16 protein-coding genes are annotated in these 17,536 nt (G+C 66.7%); 10 read left to right on the top strand and 6 right to left on the bottom strand.

The annotated features are described in order from the left end of the window. Window positions 1-287 precede the first annotated feature (287 nt). From R2676_RS24855 to R2676_RS24830, 6 genes are all read left to right on the top strand, one after another. The gene (locus R2676_RS24855; protein WP_206273175.1) at window positions 288-1,085 is read left to right on the top strand and encodes an FCD domain-containing protein; all 798 of its coding nucleotides are present in this window, start codon (window positions 288-290) and stop codon (window positions 1,083-1,085) included. Continuing rightward, on the top strand, window positions 1,082-1,909 hold the full coding sequence (locus R2676_RS24850) for a transporter substrate-binding domain-containing protein (protein WP_206273176.1): 828 nt from the start codon (window positions 1,082-1,084) through the stop codon (window positions 1,907-1,909). Before R2676_RS24855 ends, R2676_RS24850 begins: the two co-directional genes overlap by 4 nt. Before the next feature lie 158 nt (window positions 1,910-2,067). Then, window positions 2,068-2,802: an amino acid ABC transporter permease gene (locus R2676_RS24845; protein WP_206273177.1), complete on the top strand. Its 735-nt coding sequence runs from the start codon at window positions 2,068-2,070 to the stop codon at window positions 2,800-2,802. Continuing rightward, on the top strand, window positions 2,799-3,452 hold the full coding sequence (locus R2676_RS24840; protein WP_147216790.1) for an amino acid ABC transporter permease: 654 nt from the start codon (window positions 2,799-2,801) through the stop codon (window positions 3,450-3,452). The genes R2676_RS24845 and R2676_RS24840 overlap by 4 nt, the downstream gene beginning before the upstream one ends. Further along, on the top strand, window positions 3,439-4,176 hold the full coding sequence (locus R2676_RS24835; RefSeq protein ID WP_027678606.1) for an amino acid ABC transporter ATP-binding protein: 738 nt from the start codon (window positions 3,439-3,441) through the stop codon (window positions 4,174-4,176). Before R2676_RS24840 ends, R2676_RS24835 begins: the two co-directional genes overlap by 14 nt. 84 nt (window positions 4,177-4,260) lie before the next feature. Next, on the top strand, window positions 4,261-5,205 hold the full coding sequence (locus R2676_RS24830) for a bestrophin family protein (protein ID WP_206273178.1): 945 nt from the start codon (window positions 4,261-4,263) through the stop codon (window positions 5,203-5,205). A 155-nt stretch (window positions 5,206-5,360) separates the two neighbouring features. Here the strand turns inward: R2676_RS24830 and R2676_RS24825 are convergent, their stop codons facing one another. Further along, window positions 5,361-6,896, bottom strand: coding sequence for a beta-propeller fold lactonase family protein (locus R2676_RS24825; RefSeq protein WP_206273179.1), 1,536 nt, complete (start codon window positions 6,894-6,896; stop codon window positions 5,361-5,363). Window positions 6,897-7,111: 215 nt separating this feature from the next. On the opposite strand from R2676_RS24825, the gene R2676_RS24820 reads away from it, so the two are divergent. Then, a complete protein-coding gene (locus R2676_RS24820; protein WP_206273316.1) occupies window positions 7,112-7,663 on the top strand; it encodes a GNAT family N-acetyltransferase in 552 nt (183 codons plus the stop codon). 75 nt (window positions 7,664-7,738) lie between these two features. On the opposite strand, the gene R2676_RS24815 is transcribed toward R2676_RS24820, so the two are convergent. The 3 genes from R2676_RS24815 to R2676_RS24805 all read right to left on the bottom strand — a co-directional run bounded on the left by R2676_RS24815 (window position 7,739) and on the right by R2676_RS24805 (window position 11,548). Then, window positions 7,739-8,209: a carboxymuconolactone decarboxylase family protein gene (locus R2676_RS24815; RefSeq protein WP_206273180.1), complete on the bottom strand. Its 471-nt coding sequence runs from the start codon at window positions 8,207-8,209 to the stop codon at window positions 7,739-7,741. A gap of 142 nt (window positions 8,210-8,351) precedes the next feature. Beyond that, window positions 8,352-9,260 carry an RNA polymerase sigma-70 factor gene (locus R2676_RS24810; RefSeq protein WP_206273181.1) on the bottom strand — a complete coding sequence of 303 codons (909 nt, stop codon included), beginning with the start codon at window positions 9,258-9,260 and terminating at the stop codon, window positions 8,352-8,354. A gap of 71 nt (window positions 9,261-9,331) precedes the next feature. Next, the gene (locus tag R2676_RS24805) at window positions 9,332-11,548 is read right to left on the bottom strand and encodes a response regulator (RefSeq protein WP_206273182.1); all 2,217 of its coding nucleotides are present in this window, start codon (window positions 11,546-11,548) and stop codon (window positions 9,332-9,334) included. A 279-nt stretch (window positions 11,549-11,827) separates the two neighbouring features. Here R2676_RS24805 and R2676_RS24800 point away from each other — a divergent pair, with 279 nt between their 5' ends. Further along, complete coding sequence (locus R2676_RS24800; protein WP_206273183.1) at window positions 11,828-12,442, top strand: glutathione S-transferase; 615 nt, start codon at window positions 11,828-11,830, stop codon at window positions 12,440-12,442. A gap of 12 nt (window positions 12,443-12,454) precedes the next feature. Here R2676_RS24800 and R2676_RS24795 read toward each other — a convergent pair whose 3' ends face one another. Continuing rightward, window positions 12,455-13,603: an HPP family protein gene (locus R2676_RS24795; RefSeq protein WP_206273317.1), complete on the bottom strand. Its 1,149-nt coding sequence runs from the start codon at window positions 13,601-13,603 to the stop codon at window positions 12,455-12,457. A 233-nt stretch (window positions 13,604-13,836) separates the two neighbouring features. Here R2676_RS24795 and R2676_RS24790 point away from each other — a divergent pair, with 233 nt between their 5' ends. Next, the gene (locus R2676_RS24790; protein WP_206273184.1) at window positions 13,837-15,825 is read left to right on the top strand and encodes an acid phosphatase; all 1,989 of its coding nucleotides are present in this window, start codon (window positions 13,837-13,839) and stop codon (window positions 15,823-15,825) included. Window positions 15,826-15,845: 20 nt separating this feature from the next. Here R2676_RS24790 and R2676_RS24785 read toward each other — a convergent pair whose 3' ends face one another. Then, window positions 15,846-16,727 carry an AraC family transcriptional regulator gene (locus R2676_RS24785; RefSeq protein WP_206273185.1) on the bottom strand — a complete coding sequence of 294 codons (882 nt, stop codon included), beginning with the start codon at window positions 16,725-16,727 and terminating at the stop codon, window positions 15,846-15,848. Window positions 16,728-16,969: 242 nt separating this feature from the next. On the opposite strand from R2676_RS24785, the gene R2676_RS24780 reads away from it, so the two are divergent. Next, the gene (locus tag R2676_RS24780) at window positions 16,970-17,482 is read left to right on the top strand and encodes a hypothetical protein (RefSeq protein ID WP_206273186.1); all 513 of its coding nucleotides are present in this window, start codon (window positions 16,970-16,972) and stop codon (window positions 17,480-17,482) included. Window positions 17,483-17,536: the final 54 nt, after the last annotated feature.

Genomic DNA, 17,536 nt, shown 5'->3' with positions numbered 1-17,536 from the left:
CGTTTCTGGTGAAGCAATATAGCGGCGCCGTTCTACCGCGGGTGCAACGCTAGTTGGAGCGCGCCGCTCCCTCATCGCCCACACGTCCCAAACCGGTGCACCCCGCACCAACTCCAAGCGCCCAATCGCCCGCGCCCCCAGCCCACGCCTCACCCAAGGGCACAGCCCAGGCAGCCAACCCCCCGCAATACCGCGCAACACGCAGCGCTATGCTGCATGGCACAAAACTCGCATAAGCCGTGGGCGACCGGTCAGACCACGACCGTGTCTTTCTCCAATCCCGGCCCATGCACAGCATTCCATCCTCCGTCGCGCAAGCACTCCAGCAACGCATTCTGAGTGGCGAGTACCCCAGTGGCAGCCGCCTGCCGCCGCAGCGTGAGCTGGCGGAAACGCTGGGCGTGAGCCGCGCGTCGTTGCGCGAGGCGCTGACGGTGCTCGAAACGCTGGGCCTGGTGGACATCCTCCCCAGTCGTGGCGTGGTGGTGCGCGGCCAGAAGTTTGGCGCGGAAGGGGCGAGTGCCGAGCGCATGCATCGGCCGTTTGCCACGCCGGCGCTGGGCACGCTGTCGCCGCGTCAGTTGATTGAGTTGCGCCTCGTGCTGGAGCCCGGCTGGACGGCGCTGGCCGCCGCGCGCATGCATGCCGCCGGCCTGCGCCATCTGCAATGGTTGCAGCAGCAATTGGCCCACGCGCTGGAGCGCAATGATTTGCTGAGCGCGGCAGAGGCGGATCTGCACTTCCACCTGCTGCTCGCGCAGCTGTCTGGCAACCCGGGGTTGATGGCGATGGCGGGCCAGTTGGAACACGCCATCGGCCACAGCCTGCGCCTGCCCTTTGCCCGCAACGGTGCAGACGATCACCCCGCGCACGAGCACAACGCCATCGTGCAGGCCATTGCCGCGGGCGATGCCGCCGCCAGCGCAGAGGCCATGCGCGCGCACCTGTTGTCGGCCGCGCGCCGCAGCGGCATCGATCTGAACGCGCCGCAGCCTGCACCCCACCTTGCGCCCGAGCGCATGCAGTACGAACCGGTTTCGTTTCGCCTCGTCTCCATGTCTGAATCCGAAGGAGTTTTTGAATGACCCGCATCACTGCCCGCCACGCTTCGCGCCCCATCTCGCGTCGCTTCTTCTTCCACGCCGTCATGGCGGCCAGCGCTGTTGCGGCATTGCTGCCCGGCCGCCCGGCACATGCCGATGCGCTGGCCAACATCCAGAAAGCCGGCGTGATCCGCGTGGCCATCCCGAACGACTTCCCGCCGTTCGGCTCGCTCGGTCCGGACCTGAAGCTGCAGGGCTATGACATCGACATGGCCAACCTCGTCGCCAAGGAACTCGGCGTCAAGGCCGAGCTGGTGCCCGTGACCAGCACCAACCGCATTCCGTTCCTGACCACGGGCAAGGTGGATGTCGTCATCTCCAGCCTGGGTAAGAACGCCGAGCGCGCCAAGGTGATCGACTTCACGCAGGCGTATGCGCCCTTCCCCAAGAGCGTGTATGGCCCGAAAGACATGACAATCAAGGCACCGGCGGATCTGGCCGGCAAGACGATCGGCGTCACGCGCGGCTCGACTGAAGATCTGGCGCTCTCGGCCGTGGCACCCGCGTCGGCCACCATCAAGCGCTATGAAGACAACAACGCTACCGCGCAGAGCTACCTGATCGGCCAGGTGCAGCTGGTAACGGTGGGCAACATCGTCGCCAACGCGGTGAACGAGCGCACGAAGCTGCGCCAGCTCGACCTGAAGTTCCCCGTGGAAGACACGCCTTGCTATGTGGGTGTGGCCAAGGGCGAGCCCGCGCTGCTCGACAAGGTGAACACCGTCATCACCAAGCTGAAGACGGATGGCCGCCTGAACGATCTGTCGCAGCGCTGGATCAAGATGCCGCTGCCCACCAAGCTGTAAGAACCTGCTCACGATCCTACTGCGCGACCCGATCTTGACACTGCGATGCTCGCCGTACCCACGTACGGCTGCGCTTCTCGCGCCAACCTCGGGCCGCTCGCTACGGATCGTGAACAGGTTCTACGCACGTTCGCAACACAAGTCCGCCGGACCTCTTCATGGCCTATCAATTCGACTTTGGCGCTGTCCTCAGTTACAGCGGCCAGCTCGCGCAGGGCGCGGCATTCACGCTCGCGCTTACGGCGGCGGGCGCGGTGCTCGGTGGCGCCATCGGCATTGCCGGGGGCGTGTGCCGCGCCTGGCGCATCGCTCCGTTCAATGCGCTGTTCAAGGTGTATGTGGAGGGCATCCGCAACACGCCGTTCCTCGTGCAGTTGATGTTCGTGTTCTTCGGCTTGCCCTCGCTGGGCGTGCAGATCAATGAATGGCAGGCGGCGCTGCTCACGGCGGTGGTCAACCTGGGCGCGTACATCACCGAGATCGTGCGTGCAGGCATTCAAGAAACACCGCGCGGCCAGCTGGAAGCGGCCAACGCGCTGGCGATGAGCCGCTGGGCCATCTTCCGGCACGTGGTGCTGCGCCCCGCGCTGCAGAAGGTGTGGCCCGCGCTCAGCAGCCAGATCGTGATCGTGATGCTGGGCACGTCGGTCGTCTCGCAGATTGCCGCGCAGGATCTGACCTTTGGGGCCAACTTCATCCAGTCGCGCAACTTCCGCGCGTTTGAAACCTACCTGGTGGTGACGGCGCTGTACTTTGCGCTGGCGCTGTTGCTGCGTCAGTTGCTGGCCTGGATCGGGCAGCGCTTTGTCGTGGGGCGCCGCGCGCCTGCGGCGTCCGCTGCTCCGCTTGCTGCCACCGCCACCGCAGCCGCCTCCGTTGGAGACGCAGCATGATCGCCGACATCCCTCTGTTGCCCATTCTCCTCAAGCTGGGGGAGGGGCTGCTTGCCACGCTCATGCTGTCGCTCATGGCCTTTGCGCTGGGCGGCACGGCGGGCCTGGTGGTGCTGTTTGCCCGCGTGGGCCGCAACGCCACGCTGCAGCGCGTGAGCAAGGCCTACATCCAGCTCTTCCAGAACACGCCGCTGCTCATGCAGATGTTCATCGTGTTCTTTGGGGCATCCATGGCGGGGTTCGAGATGTCGCCGTGGACGGCCGCCGCCATCGGCCTGACGCTGTACACCAGCGCCTATCTGGCCGAGGTGTGGCGCGGCTGTGTCGAGGCCATTCCGCGCGGCCAGTGGGAAGCGTCTTCCAGCCTGGCGATGGGCTACTTCCAGCAGATGCGGCACGTGGTGCTGCCGCAGGCGGTGCGCCTGTCGATTGCGCCCACGGTCGGGTTCTCCGTGCAGATCGTCAAGGGCACGGCGGTGGCGTCCATCATCGGGTTTGAAGACCTGTCCAAGCTGGGTTCGGTGCTGGCCAATGCCACCTTCCAGCCATTCCTCATCTACGGGCTGGTGGCCCTTGCGTACTTCGCGCTGTGCTGGCCGCTGTCTCTTTACGCCTCTCATCTGGAAAAGAAGCTCTATGCCGCTCGTTGATCTCTGCGCCGTACACAAGCATTACGGCAACAACCATGTGCTCAAGGGCGTCGACCTGCGCGTGGAAAGCGGCCAGGTGGTCGCCATCATCGGGCGCAGCGGCTCGGGCAAGAGCACGCTGCTGCGGTCCATCAACGGGCTGGAAGCCATCGACGACGGGCAGATCGTGGTCGACAACGCGGTGCTCAAGGGCTCGCAGGCCACGCCCGCGCAACTGCGCGCGCTGCGCCTGAACGTGGGCATGGTGTTCCAGCAGTTCAACCTGTTTCCGCACCTCACAGCGGGCGAGAACGTGGCCCTGTCGCCCGTGGTGGTCAAGGGCATGAAGAAGGCCGATGCCAACGACCTCGCGCGCCAGATGCTCGTCAAGGTGGGCCTGGCCGATAAGTTTGATGCCTACCCCGACCAGCTCAGCGGCGGTCAGCAGCAGCGCGTGGCCATTGCGCGCGCGCTCGCCATGCAGCCGAAGGTGCTGCTGTGCGACGAGATCACCTCCGCACTCGATCCCGAACTGGTGAACGAAGTGCTGGCCGTGGTGAAGCAGCTCGCCGCCGAAGGCATGACGCTGATCATGGTCACGCACGAAATGCGCTTCGCCCGTGACGTGGGCGATCAGCTCGTCTTCATGCACCAGGGGCTGATCCATGAAAGCGGCCCCGCCAAGGAGGTGTTTGCCAGCCCCAAGACGGCGGAGCTGGCGGCGTTCATTGGCGCGGTGCAGTGAGCGGGCTGGGCATCGGCAGGCGTCCGGGCAACCCTGCCTCTGCGATAATCCGCGCACGTCCCTGCAACGCATTCGCGTCTCCCCATGGTTGTCCGCCCCCATCTGCACTGGTTCCGCATGCTGCTCGCATGGCGCGGATCGGTGTTGCCGCAGCTTCTGCCCCGCCTGTTCCTGATCTTTCTCGTGTCGTTGGTGGCCATCGCAGTGCATGCGCATCTGCTGCCCATCTCGGTCAACCTGAGCACGACGCCGTTCTCGCTCGTCGGCATTGCGCTGGCGGTGTTCCTGGGCTTTCGTAACAACGCCAGCTACGACCGCTACTGGGAGGCCCGCAAGCTCTGGGGCCAGTTGCTCAACACGGCGCGTTCGCTCACGCGTCAGGCGCTGACGTTGCCGCGCGGTGATGGCCTGCATGACACCCGCGGTGCCGCAGCCGATGCCGACGTGCGCGAGTTCGCGCAGGTACTGAGTGCGCTGCCGCACGCGCTGCGTCACCAGTTGCGCCATACCGACGCGCGCGAAGACCTCGCGGCCCGCCTGCCCGCACCGTTGCTCGAACGCGTGATGGCTGCGCGCTACCGGCCCATCGCCATCGTGCAGTGGCTGGGTGAATGGGTGCAGCGCCGCACGCAAGCCGGTGCGCTCGATGCGTATGCCGCCCTGGCGTTTGACCGGAACCTCAACGAGCTGTCGAACAGCATCGGCGGGTGTGAGCGCATTGCCGGCACGCCGCTGCCGTTCGCGTACTCGGTCATGATCCATCGCACGGTGTACTTCTTCTGCGCGGCGCTGCCGTTCGGGCTGGTGGAGAGCATCGGCAGCTTCACGCCCGTGTTTGCGGTGTTCGTGGCGTACACCTTCATGGCGCACGAGGCCATCGCTTCGCAGCTTGAAGACCCGTTCGGCACCGAAGACAACGACCTCGCGCTCAACGCGCTGTCCGCCACGATTGAAGACGCGGTGCGCGACATCATGGGCGAACCGAGTCTGGGCGGTCATCAAGGGCCGCAGGATTTCATCTTGCATTGATGCATGCAGCGGCATCGCACGATCCCAGCCCGTGCTGGCGCGCGTTTGTAAGTACGGATCGCTGACGCCGCGGAGCGAACATTGCAAAAAGCCCCTCGCCATCGCGAGGGGCTTTGCCTTCCTGCAGACCAATTCAGCTCAACTCAACCACGACCTCACGGCACCGCCACGATCGCCATCCCGCGCGGGATGTTGCCGGTAGCGGCCGACCCGCTTGCCACGGCGGTCAGCTTGCCGGTGGCGCTGTCGATGGCGTACGCGCTGACGGTGTTGTCCACAGCGCTGACCACGTAGGCGAAGGTGCCGGCGGGGTTGACGAGCACGGTCACGGGCGCATTGCCGGTGGGCGTGGTGGCGACAGCAGTCAGAGCGCCGTTGGACGGGTTGATGCTGAAGACGCTCACGGTGTTGTCCAGCACGTTGGTCACGTACATGAAGCTGCCCGACGGTGCGATGGCGATGTAGTACGGGTTGGTGCCTGCCGCCACGGGCGTGCCCGATGCGGTGAGCGCGCCGGTGTTGCTGATGCTGTAGACGCTGATGGTGTTGTCTGCGGCGTTGGTCACATAGGCATAGGTGCCCGCCGAGTTGACCGCAATGAACTGCGGCGTGTTGCCCGTGTTGACCGTGGTACCCACTTGCGTGAGCGCGCCCGTACTGTTGTTGACGGCAAACGCCATGGCCGTGCCGGGCGTGGCGCCGCTGTTGGCGTTCACCACATAGGCGAAGGTGCCGGCGCTGTTGACGGTGACCGTGTACGGGTTGGCCCCGGCGGTGATGGGCGAGAGCGCGGTAAGCGCACCCGTGCCGGTGTTGATCGAGAACGCCGAGAGCTTGTTGTCACCATAGTTGGCCGTGTACGCAAACTTGCCGTTGGGCGTGCGCGCAATGCTGTACGGCTGCACACCCGTGGGGGTGGCGGATCCCACGACCGTCAGCAGGCCGGTATCGGCATTGATCGACAGCGTGGTGATGGTGTTCGCGTTGGCGTTGGCCACGTAGACGAACTTGCCTGCCGGGTCGATGGTCAGCGACAGCGGCCCCGCGCCCACCGTGACTGCCGTACCGATGGCCGTGGGCAGGCCGGTGGTGGCATTCAATGTAAAGGCGGAGATGGTGCCGTCATTCGAGTTGACCGCATAGCCGAACAGGGGCTTGGGCGTGCAGGCCACCGCAATGGTGGTCACGTTGCTGGTGCCCACGGTGCCGCTGCCGTTGGTGACGGTGCAGGTCTCGCCTGAAGGCCGCGTGCCAACCGTTGCTGCATAGGGTTTGCCCTGCGCGAGCTTGGTCGGGAAGTTGAAGCTGCCGTTGGCGCTGACGACCACGGCATCGCCGCCGTTGTCCAGCAGCGTGACGGTCTTGCCGCTGGTCAGCCCGCTGACGGTGCCGCCCACGGAATAGGTTGCCGGGGCTGGCGCAGGTGCGGGCGCAGGCGCAGGTGATGGCGAAGGCGAAGGCGTTGGTGCGGGCGTGGGGGCTGGCGTGTTGTTGTTCGTGGGCGGGGTGGTGGTACCGGCGTCGTCGCCGCCACCGCAGGCACTGAGCCCCAGCGACAGCGCGGCGGCCATCACCAGCGCGGCGCCGTGCATGCCGCGTGCGTGGCGCGGGCCGTCGGGCGGAATCGGTGCCGGCGTGGGTTGTGTGTGTGCGCTGCTGCGTTGCGCTTGCGCGATCAAAAGCTCGGCCATGGCTTCCCCCCGTTCCGGTTGTCGCGGTTTGTAGATTTATTGACTCGCGTTTCCCGAAGCATAGGTACCTGGGCACATGCCGACATAGGCCAATTGACGGACAAAGCCCTCGGCCTCATGGACGGAGGCGGCACTGTAGGCCATGCGTGTGTGATTGGCGCGATACTGGCGGCTGTCGTTTGCTTCTCGCCTACAGGCCGATCCCCTTGCCAGCCATGTCCAACGTCAACGCCAACCCAAACTCCGATAACACCGTCGTGATCCGCCAGTTGTCTTCGGCCGATGCAAACGATGTCGCCGACTACCGCACCATCCGGCTCGCCGCGCTCAAGGATGCGCCCGACGCCTTCGGCTCAACCTACGAGGCTGAGGTCGGGCTCTCGACGGAAGCGTTTGCCGAGCGCCTGGCGACCACCATCGTGCTGGGCGCCTATGCGGGAACCGGTAGCGACGCACGCATCGTCGGCATGGTCGGCTTCAAGCAGCAAACGATAGCGAAGCTCGCGCACAAGGGTTTTCTGTGGGGCTTTTACGTAGCGCCGGCAGCGCGCGGGCGCGGCGTGGGCGTGGCGCTGGTGGAGCGCATCGTGGCGGCGGCTGCGGGGTTGGTCCAGCAGCTCACGCTGTCGGTGGTGCGCGGCAACGATGCGGCGCTCGCGCTGTATGAGCGCTGCGGGTTTCAAACCTACGGCGTGGAACCGCGCGCGCTCAAGTCCACCACGGGCTATGCAGACGAAGTGCTGATGGTGCGCTTCCTGCACGGATAAGCCCCCGTAGGTGCAGCGCCTACGCGGGCACGCAGGCGCTGCTGTACAGCGATCGTCGTATTGGCGCAGACCTTGTTACGCCGCTGCAACATACGGCGCATTGAGCGGCACCGGGTTGCGCAGGCTCACGTTCAGCAGGTTCCAGCTGTTGATGGTGACAATCACAAAGCTCAGCTCGGCGATCTCTTCATCGCTGAAGTGTTGGCGCAGCCGGGCAAATTCTTCGTCGCTGGCATCGCTGTGCGGGGTGTTGGTGACCAGCTCCGCCCAGCGCAGGGCGGCGCGCTCGCGCTCGGTAAAGAACGGGGCCTCGCGCCAGCCGGCCACGGCGTTCAGGTGGCGTGGGTCTTCGCCCATCTTGATCAGGTCGTTCCAGTGCATGTCGATGCAGAAGGCGCAACCGTTGATTTGCGAGACGCGCAGCAGCACGAGGTCGACCAGCCGTGCGCCCAGCAGGTCGCGGCGCAGGCCGTTCGACAGGTTCAGCAGGTGGTTGAACGCCTTCGGTGCGAGTTGGAAGTAGGCAATGCGTGGGGCTTGCGACATGAGTGGCTCCTGAGGGGTTGGGTGGATGAAGGAGCCGAGGCCGGTGACCGGTGGGCCGGTGCTTGCCTTGCGTCGCTCCATACCCTCAAGACGCGCCACGCGGCCGGGTTGTGACAGCCGGGCCAAAGAAACTTCGCGTTCTTTATGCGCCGATGCCGATGTGCGCCAGCTTGTCCGGATTGCGCACCACGTAGATGGCGACGATGCGGCCGTTCGCGATGACGAACGACTGGGCCGATTCCAGCGTGCCATCCACATAGCGCAGCAGGCCGGGTTCGCCGTTCACGCGGGCGTACACGTAGCGGACGTCGCCCATGGCGCGCACCAGCTCGCAGTAGATCTTGGTGATCTGGCCGGCGTCTTGAATGATGCGCGTGAACGACGGCACCTTGCCGCCGCCGTCGCCCACGAGTTGCGCGTCGTCTGCCAGCAGCGCGCGGATGGCGTCGCGCTGGCCCGTGCGCGAGGCTTCGGCAAAGCGCTCCAGCAAATCCCGATGCGCATCGGGCGCGACATCGAAACGCGGGCGCTCCTGCTGCACGCGCTCGGTCGCGCGGTGCACCAGTTGCCGGCACGCGGCCTCGGTCTTGCCCAGCAGGGCGGCAATCTCCGAATAGTCTTGCTCGAACACCTGGCGCATCAGAAACGCCGCGCGCTCTTCGGGCGACAGGCGTTCGAGCACCCACAGCAGGGCCATCGACAAATCGCCCGCCAGTTCCACGGCGGTTTCGGGCGTGGGCGCGTGGCTTTCGGGTTCAACCAGCGGTTCGGGCAGCCACCAGCCGACGTAGGCTTCGCGCTCGGTCTTGGCGGCGCGCAGGCGGTCGATCGACAGGCGCGTGACCACCGTCACGAGCCACGCCTCGGCCGACTGCAGCGCGGTCTGGTCGGTCTGGTGCCAGCGCATCCAGGCGTCCTGCAGCACGTCTTCCGCGTCGGCCCGGCTGCCGAGCATGCGGTAGGCAATCGCAAAGAGCCGAGGCCGCGCGGCGGTGAAGGCCGTGTCTTCGCGGTCAGTGCTGGGGGCGCGGTCGGCGCGGCGCTGGGTCATGGCGGCGGTGTCGTCTAGGGAAGATGCTCCCTAGACGGGCGGGCGTGGTCGGTTGTGACAGGGGGCTGCGATTATGCGGCGTTCGTCACATGCTTCGTTGTCGCGTTCACGCCGGTGCCAAGCCATGGCGCCAGCGCAGCATGCAGCAGCGTCAGGTCGACCGGTTTGGCGAGCACGCACGCGCCCGGAATGGGCTCGCCAATCTCGGCTTGGGTGCCGTACCCGGTCATCAGCAGCACGTCCATGTCCGGGTACTGCCGCTGCAGTGTGCGGGCGAGTTCGGCGCCGGATTGGCCCGGCAGGGTGAGGTCGGTCAGCAGGACCTGTACGGGCTGCGTGCGGGCGATGGCGAGGGCGTCTTCCGCGCTGGCGGCGGCCAGGCATTGCAGGCCGAACGTGGTGAGCACTTCCTGCATGGCCTCGCGGGAGCCCGCGTCATCTTCCACCAGCAGCACCGTGGGCGGTGGTGACGTGTCGGCAACCGCAGTTGCAGCCTCGTCGATGGATGCCGTCGATGTTGGGTGCACCTGCCCCTGCGCCTGCCCTGTGCGGCTGTTGTTGAGCACGTTGCGCACCATGCGCGCGAGGTCATCGCGCCGGTAGGGTTTGTCGAGCAGCGTCACGCCCGGCGGCAGCCTGCCGTCGCGCAGGATCTCGTCACGCGTATAGCCGGAGACGAGCAGCACCGGCAGCGGCGGCACGCGTTGCGCGGCGCGGATCGACAGTTCGCCGCCCTTGATGGGCCCCGGCATGATCACGTCGGTAAACAACAGATCGATGGGCGTGCCGCTGTTCATGAGTTCCAGCGCGGCTTCGCCGTTGGCGGCGGTCAGCACGCGGTAGCCGAGCTGCGTCAGCATGTCGACGGCTGTCAGGCGCACGTCGGTGTCGTCTTCCACGACCAGGATGGTCTCGCGCCCGCCCATGGGCGTGACGACGGTGTCGCGCAGGTCGAGGGCATCGTCCGGGGCGGCCTCCGTGCTGCGCGGGAAGTAGAGCTGCACGGTGGTGCCCCGCCCGACCGCGCTGTCGATGGCGATATGCCCGCCGCTCTGCTTGACGAAGCCGAACACCATGCTTAAACCCAGACCCGTGCCATGGCCGTCGGGCTTGGTGGTGAAGAACGGTTCGAAGACGTGTTCGACCACTTCGGGCGGCATGCCGACACCGGTGTCGGTGACGGAGAAGACGAGGTAGTCGCCGGGGGTAAGCTGGCCGCGCCCTTGCGCCTGCGCCTGCGCGCTGTCGAGCGTGACGTTGTTGGCGGCGATGGTCAGCACGCCGCCGCCGCGCATGGCGTCGCGTGCGTTGATGGCGAGGTTCAGCAGCGCGTTCTCGAGCTGGTTGCGGTCGGCCTGTACGTGCCACAGGTCTTCGGCCAGATGCGTTTCTACCTTGACGGCTTCGCCGAGTGCACGGTGCAGCATCTCGCTCATGCCCTGGACGAGCTTCGTCGGGTTGACGATCGCAGGCGAGAGCGGCTGGCGCCGCGCGAAGGCCAACAATTGTGCAGCCAGCGTGGCACCGCGCTGCACAGCGCGCGTGGCAGCGGCCACCCGGTGCTGCACGCGCGCGTTGCCCGGTGCTTCCACTGTCAGCATCTGCAGGTTGCCGGCAATCACCTGCAACACGTTGTTGAAGTCGTGCGCGACGCCGCCGGTCAGGTTGCCGATGGCTTCCATCTTCTGGGCCTGGCGCAATTGCGCCTCCACTTCGGCGCGGGCCGACAGCGCATCGGCCACGCGTTGCTCCAGCGTTTCGGTCAACTGGCGCAGCGCCTGTTCGGCGGCCTGACGTTCGCGTTCGGTGAGCACGCGCTCGGTGGTTTCCACCACGATGGCGAGCACGCCGGCCGGGCTGCCGTGGTCGTCGGGCAGCGGGCTGTAGTAGAGATCCATCCACACGTCTTCGGGGCGGCCGTTGCGCAGCAGGACGAGTTCCTTGTCGCGGTACGACAGCGTGCCGCCACCTAGGCAGACATCCATGACGTGGCGGTTGAAGTCCGCCACTTCGGGCCAGCCGAGTTCAACGGGGCACCCGAGAAGATACGGATGACGCCCGCCGGCAAACTCGGCGTAGGCGTCGTTGTAGACCATGTAGCCGTGGCGGCCCCACAGCATGACGAGCGGCACCGGAGATGCCAGCACCATTTGCACGGCGGCACGCAGGCTGGGTGGCCAGTCCTCGATCGGGCCCAGCTCCGTGGACGCCCAATCGAATGCCAGCACGCGCTGCGCCATCTCGCCGCTCCAGCCGAGGCAGTCATGGTCGTGCGCGAGAAACGGCATAAGGTCTCCTGTCCGGCGGGCAGCAACATTGGCCCGTGTCGTGCATTCTAGGAAATCGGGAGGCCGGCGGTGTCGGCATCAGGGGGCTCAAATTGGGGCGGCAAATCGGGGTGGAAAATCGGGTGCCTTAAAGCGGATGCCGCACACGCAGAAAACGTGCCCGAGGCGCGGGCACGCTTTGCGCTGGCTGTCTATCATGTGCATCCGCGCCCGCGTGGGCCAAGGCATTGCACACCCCAGGTTTTTTACCCATCACACTCACACCAGCCAGGAGATTCCATGAAGTTGATCGGCATGCTTGATTCCCCGTACGTGCGCCGCACGGCCATTTCGCTCAAGCTGCTCGGGGTGCCGTTCGAGCACGCGTCGATCTCGGTCTTCCGGCATTTCGATCAGTTCAGCGCTATCAACCCCGTGGTCAAGGCGCCCACGCTGGTGTGCGACGACGGCACCGTGCTGATCGATTCCACGCTCATCATCGATTACGCAGAAACGCTGGCGGGCCGCAGCCTGATGCCCGCCGCCATTGCCGAGCGCCAGCACGCCCTGCGCGTGATCGGCCTGGCGCTGGCCGCGTGCGAAAAGGCCGTGCAGATCGTCTACGAACACAACCTGCGCCCGAGCGAGAAAGTGCACGGGCCGTGGGTCGAGCGCGTGCACACCCAGTTGCTGGCGGCGGTGGAAGCGCTGGAGGCGGAGTGGAAGGACGCGCCGTTGCCCGTCGACCAGAACGAGCTGACGCAGGCCGGCGTGACGGTGGCCGTGGCCTGGGCCTTCATCCAGTTGATGGTGCCGGACCGCGTGCCGGCGGCGGACTATCCGCGCCTGGTGGCGTACTCGGTGGCAGCGGAACAGCTGAGTGCATTCCGCGAGTTGCCGATGGATGCGGTTTGACGGCGGTTCTGTTCAGGCCGCCTGCGGCGCGATGTTCGCCTGACGATACAGCCCGCCCACCAAGTCGGATTCGGTAACGATGCCGGCCAGCCGGCCGTCGGCATCCAGCACCGGAATGTGGTGGTGGCCGGCGCTGGCAAACATCGGCACCAGGTTCGACATGGGCGCACTGGCCGCGATGGTCTGCACGCGCGTCTTCATGTGGTCGGCGACGCGCGGCGGTGTGAGCGCGCCGATGCTGAACCAGCGGCGCAGCGTCTGGCGTAGGTCTGCGGGCGCCAGGCCGAGCAGGTCGGCGCGCGTGACGATGCCCACCACGCGCCTGTCTTCGTCCACCACCGGTAATGCCTTGAAGCCATGCTGACGCAGCAGTTGCAGCGCGCGCGGGATCGATGTGCCGGCCAAGACCGTGACCACCGGCGTGGTCATGATGTCGGCGCACGTGAGTGCGTGGAACGTGCGCGTGTAGGCCTGCAGCTGCATCTCGCGCAGCACGGCTTCGATGTCTTCCGGGTCGATGTCGAGCAGTTCGCTCTGGCGGCGCAGCGCAGCGACGATGTCGGCGCGGCTGAAGCCGGCTGCGGTGGGCGGACGCTCAGCGGCGGGCAGGCGTTGCGCGTGCGGATAGCGGTGGCCCGTGGCCGCGTGGTACACCAGCGCGCCCACCAGCAGCAGCGCTGACTGGATCAGGATCGGCTCCAGCACGAAGCGATAGCCCAGCGCATGCACGGCCGGGCCGCCAATCACGGCGGTGAGCGCCACCGCGCCCGAAGGCGGGTGCACGCAGCGCAGGGCAAACATGCCGGCAATCGCTGCCGAGACGGCCAGCGCCGATGCAATCACCGGGTCATTGAGCAACAGCGCGCACGTGACGCCCACGGTGGCCGCCACCAGGTTGCCGCCGATGATCGACCACGGCTGCGCGAGCGGGCTGGCCGGCACCGCAAACAGCAGCACGGCCGAGGCGCCCATCGGCGCGACCAGCAGCGGGATCAGCGTGGCCGCGCCCGGCACCATCTTCATCATCGTGCCGGTAAACAGGATGCCGATGAGGGCGCCGACGGCGGAACGCACGCGTTCGCTCCAGCGCACGGTTACGGGCGCGGGAATGAAGCTGTGGAGCCAGCGGCGCAGGGCGGGATGCAGCGGTGAAGCGGACATGGTCGACAGACGGCGATTGCCCGGACCAGGCTTCACCAGAGGTCAAAGAATGCGGTCGGCGATTATATCACTCTGTGACATAACTCACTCGCAGCGCTGTCATGACGCGAGATGCCCCAACGTAGGGCGAAGATCACGCGGATTTGTCAACGAAACGTCACCGTTATTTCATGGCGGGTGCCGAGACTGCGGGGCTTTCCAGCGCTCTCTGCGGGTTGCAAGCCCGCCGCACCATGTCCTTCACTGTCCGCCCCGCGTTTGTCCGTCCGCGTCTTTGCTCCAGCCTCGTTGCACTTTTCGGCGCCCTCGCGCTCACCGCGTGCGGCGGCGGCGATGACAACACCAGCAGCACGCCCGTTGCCACCACGCAGGCCATTCCGGCGCCGCCGGCAGACCCCGGCTTTGTCGACACGGCGGCCGTGGCCACCGGCGTGCCCGCCTTCGTCGACAACATCGCCACCAACCAGCGCGGCGATGCGCGCTACGCCACGCTGGGCACCAACGCCGGTGTGCGCCTGTTCACGCGCTTTCTCGACCTCTGGCAGCCGCTGACGGAGATCGTCGATGCGGGCGTGAACGCGCCGGCCAACGGGTCGTTCCCGGCGGTGGTCGCCTCCACGTGGACGGGCCTGCCCAACGACGGCACGGCCGGCGGCACGCAGCTCAATCTGCCGGTCTTGAACGCAAACGTTCAATACGTGGTGAACGCCACCACCAACCGCACGCAGGCGCAGGCCGATGCGGCGTACTTTGACGACCGCCGCGGCAAGGGCTACAGCGTGACCGACGGCATGGGGCCGCTCACCGCCGCGTGGCGCACGCTCGCGCAGCAGACGACGTCCATTACCACCGTGCCGGCCGATGCCACCACCGTGCTCTACAACGACAGCGGCAACAACACGGGCGTGGGCACCTCGGGCGGCAACACCGCCTTCGGCAAGGTGGTCGACCTGATCAACACGGTCGGCAACAACGCTTCTACCGAGCCGGCCAAGCGCTTCTACAAATATGCGCGACCGTACCGCTGGAGCAGCAGCGTGGCGGTCGTGCCGACGCTGGTGCCGGCCGAGAGCCCGACCCCCGCCACCGACGGCGGCTTCATCAGCGGCCACTCGGCCGAGGCGACGCGCGATGCCGTGGCCATGGCATACCTGGTGCCCGAGCGCTTCCAGCAGATGCTGTCGCGTGGTCTGGAGCTGGGCGAGAACCGCATCCTGGCCGGCATGCATTCGCCGCTGGACGTGATGTCGGGCCGCATGATCGGCATTGCCGCCGCCGCGGCCAACCTCGTCGACCCGGCCAACGCCACGCTGAAGGCAGCGGCCTTCGCGCAGGCGCACACCGCGCTGATGGCGCAGACCGGCACGGATGCGACGACGTTCCCGGTGCTGGCCCAGTCCGGCACGCCGGCCACCGACCGCTTTGCCGACTACGCCACCAATCAGGCCAATTTCACGCGCCGCATGACGTTTGGCTTTACGCAGATCGGCGCGACGACGCTGGCGCCGGTGGTGCCGAAGGGCGCCGAGGTGCTGCTGGAAACGCGCTTCCCGTACCTGAGCGCCGATCAGCGCCGCGTGGTGCTGAAGACGACGGAACTGGCGTCCGGCTACCCCGTGCTCGACGACGCCGAAGGCTGGGGCCGCCTCAACCTGTTCGCGGCGGCCGACGGCTACGGCGCGTTCAACGGCAACGTGATCGTGTCGATGGATGCAACGCAGGGCGGCTTCAACGCGGCCGATACGTGGCGCAATGCCATCTCGGGCGCGGGCAAGCTCACGCTGCAAGGCACCGGCCGGCTGCGTCTGGCAGGCGCCAACACGTACACCGGCGGCACGCAGGTCGCAGGCGGTGTGCTCGAAGCCGATTCGGCCAACGCATTCGGCACGGGCGACGTGTATGTCGGCGCCGGCACGCTGGCGGTCAACGCGCCGGCGGCGGTGGCGATTGCGGGCAAGTTCACGCAACTGCAGGGCACCACGCTCGACCTCGCCATCGGCCCGAACGGTCAGGGCAAGCTGAGCGTGGCCGGCCTCACCACGATTGCCGGCGGCACGCTGCACGTGAAGTTCGTGAACGGCTACGCGCCCAAGGTGGGCGACACCATCGCCGTGGTGGATGGTGCCGGCAGCAACCGCCAGTTCGCGTCGGTGGTGGTGGACGGCTTCAAGGCCACGGCCATCTACACGGCCACCGGCATCCAGATCCACCTGGACGCCTGATCGTCTGATCGCCTGAAGGCTCACCTGAGCGGCAGGAGTACGTCCGTCACAGCTTCGTGCTCGGGCACGTCGGGGTAGAAGAGCACGCGCTGGAACAGCAACGGCGCGTCGCGCAACTCCTCGCCGCTGGCGGGCAGCCAATCGGCATAGAGGTACGACACGCTCTGGGCGAGCGTGTCGTCGGAGCCCGTGTGGCGCAGCACGGCGTAGCGCCCGCCTGCCAGCGTCTTGCCGGTGATGCCCGCCGCATTGGCGGCGATCGGTGCCTGCGTCGCCGCGCAGATGTCCATGCGGAACGCTTCGGGCGGCACGTCGTCGGGGTTGTCGTAGACGACGTTATACGTGGCCGAAACGCTCGGGTGCAGCCGATGCTCGCGGCGCCAGGCGATGAACGCGCGAAGGGTCTCGCCCAGGCGTGCTGGGTCGCCGCGGTGCTCGATGGCGGCGACTGCAACGGCCTCGCGCTCGACGATCTCAACGGATTGGGTGTGCGGTTGTGCGGGCATGTGTTGGCTCCTGAGGGCGCGCAGCGCCTGCAGATCGGTCGCCCAGGACGCCCACTGCGGCGCGGCCCGGAAGGCTGACGGCGATTGGCCCGCCTGCCTGCGGAACGCCCGCGCAAATGCCTCCGGCCCTTCGTACCCGCACGCCAGCGCGATGTCGGTGATGCGCACGTCGTCACGATAGGCGAGTTGATGGGCGGCACGCTTCAGCCGCAGCAACTGCACATAGCGCCCGACGTTCATGCCGAACAGCAACGAGAACTGACGGTGGAAGTGGTAGCTCGAAAACGCCGCCACGTCCGCCAGTCCGTCCACGTCGAGCGTGTCGTCCAGATGCGCGTCGATGTGGGCCAGCACGGCGCGGAAGCGGGCGAGGTAGCGGTCGGTGGCGGTGGTCAATGCGGTGGCTCCTGGGTGGCGATACGGTATCGCCGGCGGGTTGGAGGCGCCTGATCGAAATTGCGCAATCGCCTGCCGTAATGTTTGGCCCGTGCCGCCTGCCATGGGGCGAGGCTGGGCACATGCGGCGCATATCGGCGCTGCCTTGCCGTCCCTAGAGTGGGTCTTGCCGCGAGGGCAGTTCCTTGCGGTGCGCCGGCACACAGCCGGTGGCTCACGCTCATGGATGACGAGGCCACATCATGGCAGAACAGACGCTGTACACATCGCACAACAACTATTCGAGCCTGCAGACGCAGGGCGGCGGCACCGACACCGAACGCCGCCTCGGCTGGTGCGCAGCCGCCAGCGCGCTCTGGTGCAAGAACACGCTGGACGCGTCGATCGCGCCCAAGGATTCCGACCCGAGCAAGCTGCGCGCCGGCATCTTGCAGGTCAAATATCGTTGGGATCCGAATGGCAATGGGCAGGATGTGCTGACCTTGCTGAGCAACGTGGGCCTGAAGGGTACGCGCGTGGCGGACGATGTCGCGCTGGGCACCATGCTCGACACGGTGGTCGGTACGCCAGGCGTGTATTGGATTGCGGATGAAACGCACGCAATGGCAGTCGACACGCGCGCCGGCCGGCAATTGTTCTACGACATCGAGAACGGGCTGTTCCAGTACGCGAGCAGCGCCGAATTGCGTCAGGGCATTCAGTCGCGCTACAGCAAATCGCAGGAGTGGACGGCTTTCCGCGTCACCCATCAGTGAGCGAGCGCGGCACAGTACCCAACAAAAAACCGCCCCGAAGGGCGGTTTCTCTTT

Origin of the sequence: Ralstonia flatus (assembly GCF_958439105.1) — a bacterium.
GTDB lineage: Bacteria > Pseudomonadota > Gammaproteobacteria > Burkholderiales > Burkholderiaceae > Ralstonia > Ralstonia flatus.
This window is presented reverse-complemented; position numbering and strand designations above follow the sequence as displayed.

Coding starts and splice junctions, on each gene's coding strand:
- R2676_RS24855 (WP_206273175.1), top strand. CDS start 288: ATGCACAGCATTCCATCCTCCGTCGCGCAAGCACTCCAGCAACGCATT.
- R2676_RS24850 (WP_206273176.1), top strand. CDS start 1,082: ATGACCCGCATCACTGCCCGCCACGCTTCGCGCCCCATCTCGCGTCGC.
- R2676_RS24845 (WP_206273177.1), top strand. CDS start 2,068: ATGGCCTATCAATTCGACTTTGGCGCTGTCCTCAGTTACAGCGGCCAG.
- R2676_RS24840 (WP_147216790.1), top strand. CDS start 2,799: ATGATCGCCGACATCCCTCTGTTGCCCATTCTCCTCAAGCTGGGGGAG.
- R2676_RS24835 (WP_027678606.1), top strand. CDS start 3,439: ATGCCGCTCGTTGATCTCTGCGCCGTACACAAGCATTACGGCAACAAC.
- R2676_RS24830 (WP_206273178.1), top strand. CDS start 4,261: ATGGTTGTCCGCCCCCATCTGCACTGGTTCCGCATGCTGCTCGCATGG.
- R2676_RS24825 (WP_206273179.1), bottom strand. CDS start 6,896: ATGGCCGAGCTTTTGATCGCGCAAGCGCAACGCAGCAGCGCACACACA.
- R2676_RS24820 (WP_206273316.1), top strand. CDS start 7,112: ATGTCCAACGTCAACGCCAACCCAAACTCCGATAACACCGTCGTGATC.
- R2676_RS24815 (WP_206273180.1), bottom strand. CDS start 8,209: ATGTCGCAAGCCCCACGCATTGCCTACTTCCAACTCGCACCGAAGGCG.
- R2676_RS24810 (WP_206273181.1), bottom strand. CDS start 9,260: ATGACCCAGCGCCGCGCCGACCGCGCCCCCAGCACTGACCGCGAAGAC.
- R2676_RS24805 (WP_206273182.1), bottom strand. CDS start 11,548: ATGCCGTTTCTCGCGCACGACCATGACTGCCTCGGCTGGAGCGGCGAG.
- R2676_RS24800 (WP_206273183.1), top strand. CDS start 11,828: ATGAAGTTGATCGGCATGCTTGATTCCCCGTACGTGCGCCGCACGGCC.
- R2676_RS24795 (WP_206273317.1), bottom strand. CDS start 13,603: ATGTCCGCTTCACCGCTGCATCCCGCCCTGCGCCGCTGGCTCCACAGC.
- R2676_RS24790 (WP_206273184.1), top strand. CDS start 13,837: ATGTCCTTCACTGTCCGCCCCGCGTTTGTCCGTCCGCGTCTTTGCTCC.
- R2676_RS24780 (WP_206273186.1), top strand. CDS start 16,970: ATGGCAGAACAGACGCTGTACACATCGCACAACAACTATTCGAGCCTG.